Source organism: Streptococcus sp. ELY_86, assembly GCF_058314495.1.
Window position 1 is genome coordinate 550,673 of the sequence record NZ_JBZFUK010000001.1, and the last position, 15,928, is coordinate 566,600.

Genomic DNA, 15,928 nt, shown 5'->3' on the forward strand with positions numbered 1-15,928 from the left:
GTCAAATATTTACTTCACATTTTTGGAACTTTTCTCCGTTCAGCAGTTTCAGTACAAAATAAAGGCAAGACCGGCCGAAAAGATTAGCAACCAGTCTGCTTTTTCCTATTTTTATCAGAAGATTACTGCTTATTTGGTTCCAAAGAGACGGTCGCCCGCATCGCCGAGACCCGGAACAATATAACCTTTTGCATTGAGATGTTCATCCAGAGCAGCCGTATAGATGTCAATGTCCGGATGGGCTTCCTGCAGTTTTTTGACGCCTTCGGGAGCTGAAACAAGGCAGACAAACTTAATGTTTGCTGCTCCGCGTTTTTTCAGAGAATCAATAGCCAAAACGGCTGAGCCTCCGGTTGCAAGCATCGGATCCACCACAAAAATCTGCCGCTGATCAATGTCCTCAGGAAGTTTTACCAGATACTCTACCGGCTCCAAGGTTTCTTCATCACGGTACATACCGATATGACCGACTTTAGCGGCCGGAACCAAACTTAAAAGACCGTCAACCATGCCGATACCGGCACGCAAAATGGGAACAATGGCCAACTTTTTACCTGTCAGCTGTTTTTGAACCGTCTTTGTAATCGGTGTTTCTATTTCCACTTCTTCCAGTGGCAATTCGCGGGAAACTTCGTAACCCATAAGCATAGCAATCTCATTTACCAGTTCGCGAAAATGCTTGGTTGATGTATCTTCCCGCCGTAAAATAGAGAGTTTATGCTGAATCAGTGGATGCGAAATAACTTGAAATTTACCCATAGGAAAAACCGCCTTCTATTTATTTCTTTTTATTATAGCATAAAACCCACTAACTTTTGTGAAAAGTCAGCGGGCTTTTTTAGGATTGCCTCCATGGATACAGGATTAAAGTTTGAAAATACCTCTGCTTTTACTAATGCAAGAGATAATAACCAAACAGACCAAGCAAAATGATGACACAGATAAATGAAATCACTCAGACTGAAGAAAAAGTCTATTTTCTCAAAAAGTAATATTTTGTTATGATACTTTCCTTAGGTAGCACGGACGGCAAAACCAAACGCCAAGGCTATAGCTCTTGACTAGGTTTTGCATTAGATTGCCGTTAGAAATAGTATCGATTTCTAACGGCAATCGTCATAGCGACTTCCTTCGGAATTCCATACCTAAGTTCAAGATACAAGGGGCGTCTGCGGATAAAGGCAAAATAGGGAGTTCGACGCGGAATCGTTAAGATTCTAGGCGGACTCATCTTTTTGCCACAATCCGCAGCCCGTGTTCAATTAAGATTTTGAGCCTAGGTCTCAAAATCTCCGAGAGGCAGAAACTCAATGTTTCTGCCTCTTTTGCTACATCGGAAAGTATCGGGTTAGGCTTTGATCGTTTCTATATCATCTTATAAAAAATGAAAAGTGATACTATTCTATGATAAAATTTTAGAGAGAATTTAGTTTTGGGAGTTTGTCTACAACCTGATCACTATGTTTTTACTGCGGTAAGAAACAAGTGCCAGGACACAAAGAGCAAGCAAGACTAAAATGAACCGAATTATGCTCATAAACTAACATCACCTTTTCTAAAATTTGTGCTGATACTTTTAAATGAATTCAATATACACCTGCTTTGGTCAGTGCACCACCAAGCCAATTCATTATTTTTTACGATTCTTTAGATTTAAGAGCGTTAATACAAGCAGTGCTGTAATTGCTCCAACGATAAAGTACTCCATATTGATATCCTATCATAAATATTCATGGGCTAAGTAGGTCACCCCACCACCAATTGCGCCAGTTACAGCTCCTATAAATCCTTCTCCTACACCACATGCCACTGCCCCTGTTACAGTCCCTACACCAGGACAGACCGAGGTACCGCCAATTGCACCAGTATATATTCCATGAGCTGCTCCAGCAGCTGCTCCTCCAAGTCCACCCACACCAATTGCGTCGCTGAAACCTCTCCAACTAAAGCTTCCACCATCAACAATAGACAGATAATCCAGACCTATTGCTTCAAAGTTATCAAAAGCCATTGAATTCAAACTTGATGTATGCATAAAAATCTCCTTTTTGAAATTACGTGAATATTTTAACGTTTATATTTTTCTTTCACAAGATATTTTGTAACATTTAACACAAATAACAACACTGCGAAACAAACCGTAATTTTTCGAATCATTATTATTGTTTTTTAATAAAAGTTAACCTACATTCTCATTCTAAAAACCAACCCAAAAAAGCACTGGCTCTCCTTGACACTGCTGAAAAGGAGGGTTCAGTGCTTTTTATCAGCTCAACTGCTGTTTATTTTGGAAAAACTTTAGCTAAGCGCTCACAAGCTTCCTGCAGGACAGCTGTGGGAGCAGCGAGGTTGAGGCGGGCATGGCCTGCTCCTTCCTTGCCAAAGGTCGATCCGACATTGAGAATAAGCTTGGCTTCTTCTTTGATTTTTTTGTGAAGCTCCTCGTCTGATAAGTTATAGGCTGAGAAATCCAGCCATACGAGATAGGTTCCTTCCGGCTTCATGACCTTAATTTTAGTATGCTGCTCCAAATAGTCCGCGAGAAAATCGCTGTGTTTTTCCAGAAGCGCTTTTAATTCCGTCAGCCAGGGTTTGCCGTAACGAAAGGCTGTTTCTGTTGTTATAAGGCCGATCGTCGGCACTTCATGCTGATTATTGGCTAATTGCCGTTTCTTGAACTGAGCTCGCAATGCCGGATTTTCAATAATGACAAAACTATTTTTCGTTCCGGCTACGTTAAAGGTTTTAGTCGCACTGGAAAGAATCAGACTAAACTGCCCAAAGTCGCCGACGGTATTGATACTGTAGTGTTTATGACCAAACAGGGCTAAATCCTGATGGATCTCATCTGAAACAAGAATAATACCATACTTTTGGCACAGTTCAGCTACTTTTCGCAATTCTTCAGATGTCCAGACCCGTCCCCCTGGATTGTGGGGACTGCAAAAGAGATAAAGTTTGACCTGATTTTCTACGATGTCTTTTTCTAATTGGGTAAAGTCAATTTCAAAATGGTCATTTCTTTCCACCAAAGAATTTTCAATCAAGCGGCGGTTGTTGAGCTTGACAGAACGGGCAAAGGGAGGATAGACCGGCGTATTGATGAGAACTGCATCTTTCTCTTGAGTAAAGGCCTGAATGGCTACTGATATAGCAGGGACGACACCTTCAATAAGGACAATGGCTTTCTTATCCACCTGATAGCCATGTTCAGTTTTTTCCCAATCCTGAATCGCTTCAACTACACCATCCCAAACATAAGGATAGCCGTAAACGCCAAAATCGGCATAGCGCTGAATAGCAGCCTGCATTTCTGGAAAAGCTAAAAAATCCATATCTGCTACCCATAAAGGCAGCAGCTCCTTGTCCTTTTGGACTTCCTGCCATTTTACCGAGTGCGTTTTGATGCGATCAGGCACTGTTGTAAAATCAAATTGACTCATTTTTATCTCCTATGTTTCTAAAACCGTTTTTAAATCATTGATCAAGTCTTCTGCGTCCTCAATTCCGATTGACAGCCGCAGCAAATCATCCGTCAGACCGTAAGAATGGCGGACCTGAGCAGGTATATCCAAGTGTGTCTGCGTTGCCGGATAGGTAATCAGACTTTCAATACCGCCTAAGCTTTCCGCAAAAGTAAAGACCTCTAAGCCGTTAATAATCTCCGGAATCCTGTCTTCATCAGCTACTTTGAAAGAGACCATGCCTCCCTTGCCGGTGTAGAAAACATCTTTGACTGCGGGTGATTGTTCCAAATAGGCTGCAATCGCCTTGGCATTTTGTGTTGACTTTTCCATGCGCAGTTTTAATGTTTTGAGGCCGCGCATGAGCAAATAGGCATCAAAAGGCGACAGCGTTGGTCCCGTGGTGTTTTGATCGTAAAACAGTTTATCATAAATGTCCTGATTGCTGGTCATCAAAACTCCGGCTAAGACATCATTGTGACCCGACAGGTATTTGGTAGCCGAATGCAGGACAACATCAGCTCCCAAAGGGATGGGATTTTGATAAATCGGACTGTAAAAGGTATTATCAACAATCACTTTGGCACCGTGAGCATGTGCAGTCTGGGCAATCTTCTTGATATCAAATTCAATCATCAGGGGATTGGTTGGTGTTTCGATATAGACATAATCAGTGTCATCTGAAACAGCTGCAATCAGCTCATCTTCCGTATTGGCATAGGTAAAGGAAAATCTCCCCTTTGCTTCCTGCTCGTTAAACCAGCGAAAAGAGCCGCCATACAAATCACGCGCAGCAACAATTTTGCTGCCGGCAGGAAAGCCATTAAAAAGCAGCACCAGAGCTGCCATACCGGATGCTGTTACAATCGCATGGTCTGCTTTTTCAATCTTAGCCAGCGTTTCTTCTAAGACAGCGCGGGTAGGATTTTTAGTCCGCGTGTAATCAAAACCGGTAGACTGACCAAATTCCGGATGCTGGTAAGTCGTTGAAAAATGAATGGGCGCAATCAAAGCACCTGTTGTTTTATCTGTATTAATGCCTGCATGGGCTAAAATGGTTTCTAATTTATAATCTTTATCATTGTCCGTCATAGTTTTTGCCTTTCAAACCTAATGAGTTTATTTTACCACTTATTCCTTGCTGCAGCGGTCTTTGCCGCTATTCTATTTCTTAATAGTCGGCTATAAAAAATAACTATAGCTGCGATGATACTCCTGTGACTGAGCAAAAAATCCCCCGTCAGCCTGAGCTGCCGGGGGATAAGAAGTTTAGATTATTCCAGATGCAGTTTTTGACGAAGAACCTGAGCTTTTTCTCCCAGCATCTTATCCAACAAGTGAGTCATAAGCCCTAAGATACCGTAGACAGCTATACCTACGCAGCCTATCAGAAAAACATAGATAAGACTTGGCAGTCTGCCGCTGTCAGCTAAGAAGAGGCTGAGCAGCCAAGCAGAAACAGCAACAGCAAGGCTCATCAGAGCGGTTAAAATAAGGACCAACAGACTTGTCCTTCTGACAGCCCTGCGGCTAAAGCCTGTTATTTTGTGAATACGCAGATACATGAGCACAATAGGCACTAACAAGGCAAGACTTGTTGAAATAATCGGGCCGTAAGCATGAAACAGATAAATCAGGGGAACCTGCAAAAGCAATTTAATGATAACTCCGTATACAAAATATCTGATTGCTTTGCGATTTTCAAACAAAGCCTGCAGCATGGGGGCTAAAACAGTATAAACAGCTAAAATGACTGTCTGCAAAAGAGACGCTGCAAACAAACCCAAGGCCTGTCCCTGCGGAATACCATAAAAAACCGTATAGAGCGGTTTAGCCAAAATAAGAGAGCCCGCAATAGCCGGAACAATAAAGGCCATCAGCATTTGCAGATTGTTAACCACTAAACGAGCGGAAGCTCTTCTGTCCTTTTTGACAAAGTTTTCCGTCAACAAAGGGATACCGACACCGGCAATGGCTGTCGCAACCGCAATCAAAATCATGGTTACCTTGCCTGGATTCGTTGAGAAATAGGCAAACATCACCTTTAATTCTCTATTGGAATAGGCGGTAAAAAGAGCCATGGTGTTGCCAAAAGTAAACTGATCAATCAGCTTGAAAACCTGAATGGCCGATCCTGTGATGATAAAAGGAATGGCTTCCTTGATCGTTTCAATAAGAAGATCCTTGGTATCAATCACGATGCTGTCAGGCTTTTTGCCAAAAAGAACTGCCAGTAAGTCATTTTTCCACAGGAAATAAATGAGCACGGCAATACTGGCAAACATCCCTACAAAGGCAGCAAACGTGGACTGCGTGACAGCTTCGACATAATTGCCGGATCCCATTTTCATGATGAAAAAGGCTGTCAGCAGCATCCAGATCACACGGATAACCTGCTCAGCAATCTGGCTCATGGCATAGGGCTTCAGATTGTTAAATCCTTGGAAAAACCCTCTAAGAACACTCATGGAAGGAAAGACGAGAACAGCCAGTGTCAGGCTTCTAAGAACCGGCACCAGATCTTTTCCTCCGCGGCTGAGGGAAGCAAAAAAAGGGGACCCCAAATACATGATAAGGGCAAAGATAAATCCTAACAGCAGCATAAAATGCAGGATTTTACGAACCAAATAGGTACTCTTTTGCGGATCTCCCAGTGTGTTGTACTTGGAGACCTGCTTGGCAACAGCAACCGGAATGCCAACCGTTGAAATCAGCAAAAACAGAGCGTAAATTTCATAGCCCATTCCAAACAGGGCATTGGCTTCAGCCGCGTATCTTCCCATCCAGGCATACCAGGGAATAATGTAGACAGCTCCCAGAAGACGGCTGATGAAGTTGCCGGCAGTCAGCCAGGCCGTCCCGCGGACCATCTGCTCCTGCTGACTCATTTTAGTTTTCTTTTCGGACATAGATTTTCTTTCTAGTTTTTAATAAATTTATTATAAACTTTTGATTGGTACTTGTAAAACACTAACTTTAAGTCTACAATAAAAGGTATGATTACATTAAAGAAGACACTCAGTATTCTCAAAGATGACGGCAACTTTCGTGAAATTATTGACACAGAGCACTACCTGAATGATTATCCTGATTTCACCTTCAGTCATATCTCTTATGACAGCAGAGATGTTAGCAGCAGCACCCTCTTTTTTGCCAAAGGGCTTCATTTTAAAAAGGAATATCTTACAGCTGCCGTGCAAAAAGGGCTGCCTTTTTACCTTGCCCAAAAAGACTATCAGGTTGGCATTCCGGCCATTATCGTTAATGATATTAAAAAGGCTATGAGCCTTGTAGCTATGGCTTTTTACGGCAATCCTCAGGAAAAGTTAAAACTTCTTGCCTTTACCGGAACCAAGGGCAAGACAACCGCAGCTTATTTTGCCTATAACATACTAAAGCAAAGCCACCGTCCGGCCATGCTTTCAACCATGAATACAACACTTGACGGCCATACCTTTTTCAAATCTAAATTAACCACACCTGAAAGTCTGGATCTTTTTAAGATGATGGCTGAGGCTGTTGATAATGGGATGACCCATTTGATTATGGAAGTGTCCAGTCAAGCCTATCTGACCGACAGAGTTTACGGTTTAACCTTTGATGTCGGAGTTTTTCTGAATATCAGTCCTGACCATATCGGACCCATTGAACATCCAAGCTTTGAAGATTATTTTTACCATAAGCGGCTCCTGCTTGAAAACAGCCGTTATGTCGTTGCCAATGCTCAGATGGATCACTTTGATCTTATTAAGGCTCAGTTTGCTCACAGACCCCATGATTTTTACGGGCGCCAGTCAAGCAATCAGATTGAAAATGCTCAGGCTTTCTCCTTTGATCTGACAGGAAAACTCTCAGGCCATTATGATATCCAGCTAATCGGTTCTTTTAATCAGGAAAATGCCTTAGCCGCAGGCCTTGCCTGTCTAGAGCTGGGAGCCAGTCTGTTTGATATTCAAAAAGGCATTGCCCAAACAAGAGTTCCCGGCCGCATGGAAGTATTGACTCAAAGCAATGGCGCCAAGGTTTTTGTGGATTATGCGCACAATGGTGACAGCCTTGAAAAACTGCTGTCGGTTGTCGAAGAGCACCAAAAAGGTAAGCTGATTCTGATTCTTGGAGCTCCCGGAAACAAGGGAGAAAGCCGGCGTAAAGATTTCGGCCGCATCATCAATCAGCATCCTGACCTGACTGTGATTCTGACAGCCGACGATCCCAACAAGGAAGATCCTTTTGAGATCTGTCAGGAAATTGCAGGCCACATCAAACGTCCTGTAGATATTATTGTTGACCGCGAAAAAGCCATTCAAAAAGCTATGACTTTGACAGCTTCTGAAAAAGATGCTGTGATTATAGCAGGAAAGGGAGCTGATGCCTTTCAAATTGTCAACAATCAGCGCTCTGATTATGCTGGTGATATTGAGGTTGCCAAGACCTATCTTTGAGTTTTAAAAATCATCTGACATGGTTTAATAAGAATCATTTTAAGCAGTGATTTAAATGATTCTAAACAAGCAGCCGCTTCGTTAAAAAATTCCGATTACCTGTTTAAAAAGGCTTTTTTAAGCCTTTTTTCTATGCTATAATAGTCATAATTTTGAAGAAAGGAGGCTAAACATGTCTGATGTTCGTGCTGAATCCATTCAGGTTGCCTATGACCAAACGGTTGTGATTGATGATTTATCACTGCAGATTCCTCATCAAAAAATCACAACTATCATCGGAGCCAACGGCTGCGGCAAATCAACCTTATTAAAGGCTCTGAGTCGCATTCAGGCCATCAACAAGGGACAGATTCTTCTTGACGGCCAGGCAATCGCCCAGCTCCCAACCAAAGAAGTAGCCAAAAAACTGGCTCTGCTTCCTCAGGTCTTGGAAGCAACTGAAGGGATTTCAGTCTATGAATTAATCTCATATGGAAGATTTCCCCATCAAAAATACCTGGGAAATCTTACCAAGCACGATAGGGACAAAATCCACTGGGCTATGGAAGTCACCAAGGTTGTAGAATTCGCTAAACTTGATGTTGACAGCCTTTCAGGCGGTCAAAGGCAGCGTGTTTGGATTGCCATGGCACTCGCTCAGGATACCGATACGATTTTTCTTGACGAGCCGACGACCTACCTTGATATGAACCATCAGCTGGAGATTTTAGAGCTCCTGCAAAGGCTCAACCGTCAAACGCAAAAAACAATTGTTATGGTTTTGCACGACTTAAACTTATCTGCCCGGTTTTCTGACTGCCTTGTTGCTATGAAAAACGGCAGCATCAAGTATCAGGGAGAGGTCAAAGAAATAATGACTGCTCCTGTTTTAAGAGATATTTTTCAAATCGATGCTCAGATTATTGAAGACCCTATCCACAAACGCCCTGTTCTGCTGACTTATCAGCTAATATAGATTTTTAGGAGACAATACATGAACTTTAAAAAAGTTTTCGCCCTTTTGATGACATTTGCTGCTGCACTTATCCTTGCTGCCTGCGGCAATACTTCAAAATCATCCGATAAAAAAGCTGCTGTTTCCAGCATGCCCAAAATTTCCGGTGTTACTTATTACGGCAAGGTGCCTCAGGCACCCAAGCGCGTGGTCAGCATCACCTCTACCTACACCGGCTATCTTTTGAAACTCGATCAAAATCTTGTCGGCGTTTCATCTTATGATAAGAAAAATCCTGTTCTTAAAGATAAGGTTAAAAAAGCCAAGCAAGTAACCTCATCAGACCTTGAAGCTATTGCTGCTCTCAAGCCTGATTTAATCGTGGTCGGCTCAACAGAAGAAAAGATTGACCAGTTAAAAGAAATCGCCCCTGTCATTTCGATCACATACGGCAAACGCAATTATCTTGATGTTTTCTCTGACTTTGGCAGGATTTTCAACAAAGAAAAAGAGACCAAACAATGGCGTACTGCCTGGAAAGTAAAGACTGCCAAAGCCAAGAAAAAACTGACCGAAGCGGTCGGCAGCGACGCTAAATTTACGGTTATGGGACTCTTTGAAAAGGAAATCTATCTTTTCGGCAATAATTGGGGCCGCGGCGGTGAAGTGATCTACCAAGCCCTCGGTTTTAAAGCACCTGACAAGGTCGCTAAAGAAGTCTTCCCGGAAGGCTACCTGTCCGCTTCACAGGAAGTCATCGGCGACTATATTGATGATTATGTCATTGTTGCCGCAGAGGATAAAAAAACAGGCGCATCGCTCTATGAAAGCGATCTCTGGAAAAATATTCCTGCGGTCAAAAAAGGCCATGTTATCAAGGTTAACGCCAATGCCTTTTACTTTAGCGATCCGATGACACTTGAGTATGAACTGAAGACTCTCCAAAAGGGCATTTTAAAAGCTGCTCAATGAGGTTGAAATGCTTATGAAATCAGTTGCTCAAGAAGATAAGCCAAAGAATTTTTGGCTTGTTTTTTTCGTTATTTTACTCCTTTTTATCAGCGGCTTATACTGCAGCTTGAAATTCGGTGCTGTCAGCTATTCAAATGAAGCCCTGATAAAAACGTTGAGGCACCCACTTACCTCATCTGCTGTGCAGGATGTCCTTATTGATGTCAGAGTTCCGCGAATCGTTGCAGCTCTTCTGGTTGGAGCTGCTATGGCAATAGCCGGCAGTATCATGCAGGGAGTAACCAGAAATCCAATTGCAGATCCCGGATTGCTCGGTATTAATGCCGGAGCAGGGCTGGCCTTGGTTATCGGCTATGCTTTTTTCAGGCACCTGCATTACAGTCTTATCCTGCTTATTTGTCTGCTGGGGGCCGGACTGGCGGCTGTTCTTGTTTTTTCCCTGTCCTATACCCCCAGAAAAGGCTACAATCAGCTGCGCTTGATCTTAGCTGGAGCCATGATCTCAACGCTTTTCAATGCCTTTGGCCAAGCCGTCACTATTTATTTCAATTTATCGACAGCCATTGTCGGCTGGCAGGCCGGAGGCTTGGTCGCTACTAATTGGTCTATGATCAGCATCATTGCTCCCTTTATCATTATCGGCTTGATTTTAGCACAGGTTTTTTCCCATCAGCTGACAGTTTTAAGTCTTAATGAAACGGTAGCCAAATCACTGGGACAAAGAACCTTTTTGATGACGCTGTTCCTCTTGGGAATCGTTTTGGTGCTGTCTGCCTCTGCTGTTGCCTTGGTCGGCTCTGTTGCTTTCGTTGGTCTGATTATCCCCCACTTCATCCGAATGTTTATCGGCAGAAATTACCGCTATCTTCTCCCTTTGACAGCCTTTTTAGGAGCTGTTTTCATGCTTTGGGCAGATCTGGTCTGCCGAACGGTCAATCCCAGCTATGAAACCCCCTTAAGTGCTGTTATCAGTATTATCGGCCTTCCTTGCTTTTTATGGCTGATTAGAAGGGGGCAGCATTTATGAAAAAACAGCTGCAGACAAAGCAGGTTTTTATACTGCTGATTCTTTTGCTTCTGATACTGACAGTTATGTCCCTCACTATCGGAGAGAGCAGCTTTTCTGCTTTTGAGGTGCTAAGTGCTTTACTGGGGCAAGCCGACAGTGCTTTGACGATGATTATTGTTAAAGTCCGGCTGCCCAGAGTCCTTGTTGCTCTGCTGGCAGGTGCTTCCTTAGCTTTAAGCGGTATGCTTTTACAAACGCTGACGCATAATCCCTTAGCCGATTCAGGCATTTTAGGAATCAATACCGGAGCGGGCATGGTTATCGCCCTGACTATTTCTTATGCCAGTCTGGAAGAACGCTGGGTTATTACCTTTCTGCCCTTTTTTGCCATGCTGGGGGGCTGTCTGACCATTTTAGCGGTCTATTTAATGGCCCGCAAGAAAAATAATAATATCAGCCCTGCCCGTCTTATCATCACGGGAGTTGGTGTCTCTACAATGCTGTCAGGAACCATGGTTTCTATTGTCGGCAGTATTGATCGCTACAAGGTAGATTATATTATCAGCTGGCTGAGCGGCCGCTTCAGCGGTGACAACTGGACAACCTTAGCAATCCTCTCTCCTTTCTTACTGCTTCTTTGGGCAGTCAGCTACAGCCGCAGCCAGACCCTCAATATTATGAGTTTAAACGATCACACAGCTCTGGCACTGGGCTTAAAGCTGCAAAGAGAACGTCTGATAACGCTGATTCTGGCTACAAGTCTAGCAGCCCTCAGTGTTATATTAGTCGGCAACATCACTTTTATCGGCCTAGTTGCAGGGCATATCACAAGAAGAATTCTGGGGAATAACCACTTTGTCAGCCTGCCAGGTGCCATGCTGGTCGGAATGATTATTTTGCTTCTTGCGGATACCATTGGACGTGTTTTTCTGATTGGTACAGGTATTCCGACAGGACTTATCGTCTCTGTTTTAGGAGCTCCTTATTTTCTTTATTTGATGACAAAGGCTGACGTGCACAGTTAAGATAATCAACAATTAATTACTAAAAAATAAGCGGAACAGACAGCTCTAGCAACTGTTTGATCCGCTTATTTTTAGTTCTCATTAACCACAATTAAAATTATATCCTATTTTATCATCCAAAACTGGCAGTCATAAAACTCAGCGCTCTGCCTTACAGCAACTGTTGATAGGTCAGCAGCAAATCAGATGAATAGACTTTTGCTCTGTCAGTCTTTTTAACTGTCTGCCATAAAATGGCTGCCTTTTGCATCTTATTTTTGCATGATCTATTTTGCGGATCAGCACAGAAATCTTTGTAAAACTGGTTCCATTGGCAAACACGATTGTCATAAGGAGCATAATCCGGATTCTTTTTCCCATAGTAAATATCCAGCATATCTTGAACAGTAAAATTCCTATCGTTGTCAGCCTTGACCTTGCGCCAAGCTGTTGCCATATCAGCCGTGAATTTAAAGGGATGAATGCCGGTTTGCCGAGCAAAATAATCCCTGAAGGTCTGGTTAAAAGCAAAGCCACATAGCAATAAGGAACTGGATAAGTTTATTTCCTGTGTTTCCTTGAATTTAATATTTTTCCTTTTGACCTCTTCTATTGGTTCTTCTGCAAAATAAGCCTTTATCTTATCGTTTAACTCCTGCTTGGTTCCTGTATGAGCCAAACCCAGCTGCCGGCAAATCTGTGACAGCTCCTTTCGATACCAATAATAGCGGCTAAATTCCTCATAACTCTGTATCTGAGAAAATTCCGGACGTTTCATAACACCTTACCTTTGCTTTTTCCAAATCTCCCGCACCAAGGTCGACATACTAAGCACAGCGCTTTTTTAGCTTTCAAAAACCAATTTATCCTTATCAAAAGACAGCTTCATCTCATATTTGCCCTGCTGATTTTTTTCAATATAGCCTAATAATTCCAAAGCTTGAACAAAAATATCAGGGCGCTTTTGAGCGACTTCATCTTTTCTGCCGAATTTCAGCAGGAAAGCCGTCATGTATTTGAGGGCGTATTCGGGATTGACATCTCCAAGTAAATGGTAGAGCCGTTTTTGTTCTGCTGACAAAGGCAGCTTTTCTTTCAGCTTAAAAAAGTAGTTGGACAGTGTCAGACTATCTCTGGTAATGGTCGTTTTTTCAAGCAGCACAGCTGCATTGGTCTGATTAGTTAGACGTGTTTCAAAAGTCACAGCCAGCAGCTCCTGATAAAGAGGACTGCTGTCATCCACAAAAATCTGGCTGTCCAGTGTCAGACCATCCAGACTTTCCAAAAGCTCGAAGGCATTGCTGTAGCGCTTATTTTCCCGCAAAATATAGCCTGCCTGAACGTAATTTTCAATCGAGCGCTCCAAGTGCTCCTCCTGCGGAAATTCTCTTTTAATCTGGCGCAGAGTCACATCGTCATGCTCCTCCAGGTATTGAATGAGTTCTTGAAAAAACGGCTGGCGCGTTAATTTGCTGCCATTATAAATTTTAATCATCAAGCTCTCCTACATAAACTAAACGCTCAGACCGAGCCAGCTGGCTGGGATTAGTTCCCGCTTGATTTAAAGGCACAGCCAGCCCCAAATCATCGTAATAGGCCTGCCAGAAATCAGAAACAGGCTTTTCCTCATCGCCAAACTGCATGGGAATGGTCTCAAAAATCGGCAGAATCTCTGCAATATACTGCGAGCAGTAAAAAGCCTGATCTGTCGGGTAAAAACTTTCATTATAAGGTTTCCCCAAGTATTTTTGCGCCTCCAAAAGAACATTCTGACTGTCAATCTGCGGGTAGCGATAAACAAAAACACTTTGATCTGCGTCAGCTAAAAGCGCCGCTAAATCTTGTTTAATAACCCCGTCTTCTCCTGTTGCATGGTAAACCTCACCAGCTAAATAAATAGCAACATGATTATATTTTCCCGTTGCCGCCTTAATGGCCTGAGCTATATCAGACTGATCTGCCGTAAAAAGCAAGTCTCCGCTTTGTAAATCTTGAATTTTCATAGTTCTATTGTATCATAAAATAAACTGTTGGCAGAAAAAGCAATGCTGCTGCCATTCAGTGTTTTTACAAAGTAAAAAAGCCAAAACATACGTTCTAGCTTTCTTATCTATTCTACTATTATACTAAGCATTGAAACTTTCAGTCAGCTGAGGCACCACTTGTTTCTTACGCGATACAGCTCCTTCAAGAAAGGCATGATTATTTTCAAGCTTAAAATTGAAAGCTGCTTCAACCTTATCTGTGTTGGCACCCAAAGCTAAGATTTCTGAATTTGAGTTGACAATATCCGTAATCATCAAGACAAAATCGGAATAGCCATTGGCAGTCTGTGAAGCGGCAATCGCAGCTTCAATTTCGGCCTGACGGTCTAAAACTTCAGGAATATCAACTGTATTCACCTGTGCAACACGTACCTGATTGCCGTTCAACTCAAAGGTTTTAGCATCAATGTCAATCAATTCTTCCGCAGATTTGCTGGCCAAATTAGTTCCAGCCTTAAGCATCGCCAGACCATAGTCTTCCAAATTAACACCTGCGATTTTAGCCAACTCTTCGGCAACAGCCGGATCGCTGGCATGAGTTGTTGGTGACTTAAGAAGCAGGGTGTCAGAAATCAAACCTGACAGCATCAGCCCTGCAATTTCTTTAGGAATAGCCACATCATTTTCCTTATAAAGGCGGTAAACAATAGATGATGCAGACCCAACCGGCTCTAAGCGCATGTAGAGAGGATTTGCTGTTTCAAAGTTGGCAACACGATGGTGGTCAACCACTTCAATCACCTCAACATCACGAATATCAGCGATAGACTGCTGAAATTCATTATGATCGGTTAAAATGACTTGTTCTGCCCCTTCTGCTTTAGCAGACGTAACCACACGCGGTGCTTTAACACCAAAATAATCAAGTACAAAAGCTGTTTCTTCATTAGGAGCTCCAAGAGCAACAGCTTCAGTGTCAAAACCAAGCTGAGCTTTTAAATGAGCATAAGCAACTGATGAACCGATAGCATCTGTATCAGGATTTTGGTGACCAAAAACTAAAATTTTAGACATAATATTACCTCATTTTTGTTATTCATCTCATTTTACCAAATTTGATGCCATTAAGCAAAAGAAGCTTTAGTTGGGATATTGAAGGATTCCAGCTGTCGTTTAAGGAACACTAAAAAGACCGGAAATTGTCATTCCGGTCTCTTATAATCACTTATAAGCATAAAATATATCAAAGAACTTTTTTTGTCTTCAGACAGTTCCGCAGCAAAGCAGCTGGTCGCTGCTTTTTAGGCTGTCAGCATTGGCCTCTTAACCGTTGATTCTGCGTTTGTATTCTTCGTAAGTTTCTGTATGCATGAGTTCTTTAGCATTGCGGACGCGGTCCGGCGTCGGCGGCTTAACACCTTCCAGAGCATAAGGAATGCCCAGTTCACGCCACTTGAATACTCCCATTGTGTGGTAAGGCAGCACTTCAAAGCGTTCGACATTTTTCAAGGTCTTAACAAACTCACCCAGCTTAATCAAATCGTCATCGCGGTCTGTCAGACCGGGCACTAAAACGTGGCGAATCCAGACAGGTTTGCCGATATCAGATAAGTAGCGGGCACAGGCCAGAATCGTTTTGTTGCCGTGACCGGTAACAATCTTATGCTGTTTGGGATCGATTTCCTTGATATCCAAAAGCACCAGATCGGTTACTGCCATCAGCTTATTGTATTTTTCCAGATAGCTGGGTGTATTTCTGAAAGTAAGCGCACAGGTATCCAATGTTGTATGAATCCCTTTTTCCTTAGCCAAGGTAAAAAGGGCAATCAAAAAGTCAATTTGGAGGGTTGCCTCACCGCCGGAGACTGTGATGCCTCCCTTATCGCCCCAAAATCCCTTGAAACGCAAGGCTTCTTCCAAAACATCTTCGGCTGTTCTTTCTGTTGCTCTGTCATTGGTCAATGCCCAGGTATCTGGGTTGTGGCAGTACTGGCACCGCATTTGGCAGCCTTGCATAAAAACGACAAAACGCACGCCCGGACCGTCAACTGAACCAAATGATTCTGTTGAATGAACAAGTCCGGTTACTTTTCTATAATCAATTTCTTCTGTCATGAT

The 15,928-nt window shown here is 42.8% G+C and carries 15 protein-coding genes; 5 read left to right on the top strand and 10 right to left on the bottom strand.

Annotated features, from left to right (window positions below; translation table 11 throughout):
• Nucleotides 1–129 precede the first annotated feature (129 nt).
• The 5 genes from upp to AC4HAN_RS02680 form a co-directional block, all read right to left on the bottom strand.
• Nucleotides 130–759: a uracil phosphoribosyltransferase gene (upp, locus tag AC4HAN_RS02660; protein ID WP_027976558.1), complete on the bottom strand. Its 630-nt coding sequence runs from the start codon at nucleotides 757–759 to the stop codon at nucleotides 130–132.
• 961 nt (nucleotides 760–1,720) lie between these two features.
• The gene (locus AC4HAN_RS02665; protein WP_491091028.1) at nucleotides 1,721–2,035 is read right to left on the bottom strand and encodes a hypothetical protein; all 315 of its coding nucleotides are present in this window, start codon (nucleotides 2,033–2,035) and stop codon (nucleotides 1,721–1,723) included.
• 247 nt (nucleotides 2,036–2,282) lie between these two features.
• Nucleotides 2,283–3,443 (bottom strand): MalY/PatB family protein, encoded by a 1,161-nt coding sequence (locus AC4HAN_RS02670; protein WP_491091029.1) that lies wholly within the window; start codon nucleotides 3,441–3,443, stop codon nucleotides 2,283–2,285.
• A 9-nt stretch (nucleotides 3,444–3,452) separates the two neighbouring features.
• Nucleotides 3,453–4,556 carry a cystathionine gamma-synthase gene (locus tag AC4HAN_RS02675; protein WP_491091030.1) on the bottom strand — a complete coding sequence of 368 codons (1,104 nt, stop codon included), beginning with the start codon at nucleotides 4,554–4,556 and terminating at the stop codon, nucleotides 3,453–3,455.
• Between the two features lie 182 nt (nucleotides 4,557–4,738).
• A complete protein-coding gene (locus AC4HAN_RS02680) occupies nucleotides 4,739–6,373 on the bottom strand; it encodes a putative polysaccharide biosynthesis protein (protein ID WP_491091031.1) in 1,635 nt (544 codons plus the stop codon).
• Nucleotides 6,374–6,460: 87 nt separating this feature from the next.
• Between AC4HAN_RS02680 and AC4HAN_RS02685 the strand changes: the two genes are divergently transcribed.
• From AC4HAN_RS02685 to AC4HAN_RS02705, 5 genes are all read left to right on the top strand, one after another.
• Nucleotides 6,461–7,906 carry a UDP-N-acetylmuramoyl-L-alanyl-D-glutamate--L-lysine ligase gene (locus tag AC4HAN_RS02685; RefSeq protein WP_491091033.1) on the top strand — a complete coding sequence of 482 codons (1,446 nt, stop codon included), beginning with the start codon at nucleotides 6,461–6,463 and terminating at the stop codon, nucleotides 7,904–7,906.
• Nucleotides 7,907–8,078: 172 nt separating this feature from the next.
• On the top strand, nucleotides 8,079–8,861 hold the full coding sequence (locus AC4HAN_RS02690; protein ID WP_491091034.1) for an ABC transporter ATP-binding protein: 783 nt from the start codon (nucleotides 8,079–8,081) through the stop codon (nucleotides 8,859–8,861).
• Between the two features lie 18 nt (nucleotides 8,862–8,879).
• Complete coding sequence (locus AC4HAN_RS02695) at nucleotides 8,880–9,812, top strand: ABC transporter substrate-binding protein (protein WP_491091036.1); 933 nt, start codon at nucleotides 8,880–8,882, stop codon at nucleotides 9,810–9,812.
• 7 nt (nucleotides 9,813–9,819) lie between these two features.
• Nucleotides 9,820–10,839 carry a FecCD family ABC transporter permease gene (locus tag AC4HAN_RS02700; protein WP_491091037.1) on the top strand — a complete coding sequence of 340 codons (1,020 nt, stop codon included), beginning with the start codon at nucleotides 9,820–9,822 and terminating at the stop codon, nucleotides 10,837–10,839.
• A complete protein-coding gene (locus AC4HAN_RS02705) occupies nucleotides 10,836–11,846 on the top strand; it encodes a FecCD family ABC transporter permease (RefSeq protein WP_491091039.1) in 1,011 nt (336 codons plus the stop codon). The genes AC4HAN_RS02700 and AC4HAN_RS02705 overlap by 4 nt, the downstream gene beginning before the upstream one ends.
• A 151-nt stretch (nucleotides 11,847–11,997) precedes the next feature.
• Here the strand turns inward: AC4HAN_RS02705 and AC4HAN_RS02710 are convergent, their stop codons facing one another.
• The 5 genes from AC4HAN_RS02710 to pflA form a co-directional block, all read right to left on the bottom strand.
• Nucleotides 11,998–12,603, bottom strand: coding sequence for an SAP domain-containing protein (locus tag AC4HAN_RS02710; protein ID WP_491091040.1), 606 nt, complete (start codon nucleotides 12,601–12,603; stop codon nucleotides 11,998–12,000).
• Nucleotides 12,604–12,669: 66 nt separating this feature from the next.
• Complete coding sequence (locus AC4HAN_RS02715; protein WP_491091041.1) at nucleotides 12,670–13,320, bottom strand: DUF1803 domain-containing protein; 651 nt, start codon at nucleotides 13,318–13,320, stop codon at nucleotides 12,670–12,672.
• Nucleotides 13,313–13,828, bottom strand: coding sequence for a YiiX/YebB-like N1pC/P60 family cysteine hydrolase (locus tag AC4HAN_RS02720; RefSeq protein ID WP_491091042.1), 516 nt, complete (start codon nucleotides 13,826–13,828; stop codon nucleotides 13,313–13,315). Before AC4HAN_RS02720 ends, AC4HAN_RS02715 begins: the two co-directional genes overlap by 8 nt.
• A 123-nt stretch (nucleotides 13,829–13,951) precedes the next feature.
• Complete coding sequence (locus AC4HAN_RS02725; RefSeq protein ID WP_491091044.1) at nucleotides 13,952–14,884, bottom strand: manganese-dependent inorganic pyrophosphatase; 933 nt, start codon at nucleotides 14,882–14,884, stop codon at nucleotides 13,952–13,954.
• Nucleotides 14,885–15,133: 249 nt separating this feature from the next.
• Entirely contained in the window at nucleotides 15,134–15,925 is a 792-nt protein-coding gene (pflA, locus tag AC4HAN_RS02730; protein ID WP_491091046.1) for a pyruvate formate-lyase-activating protein, read from the bottom strand.
• Nucleotides 15,926–15,928 lie beyond the last annotated feature (3 nt).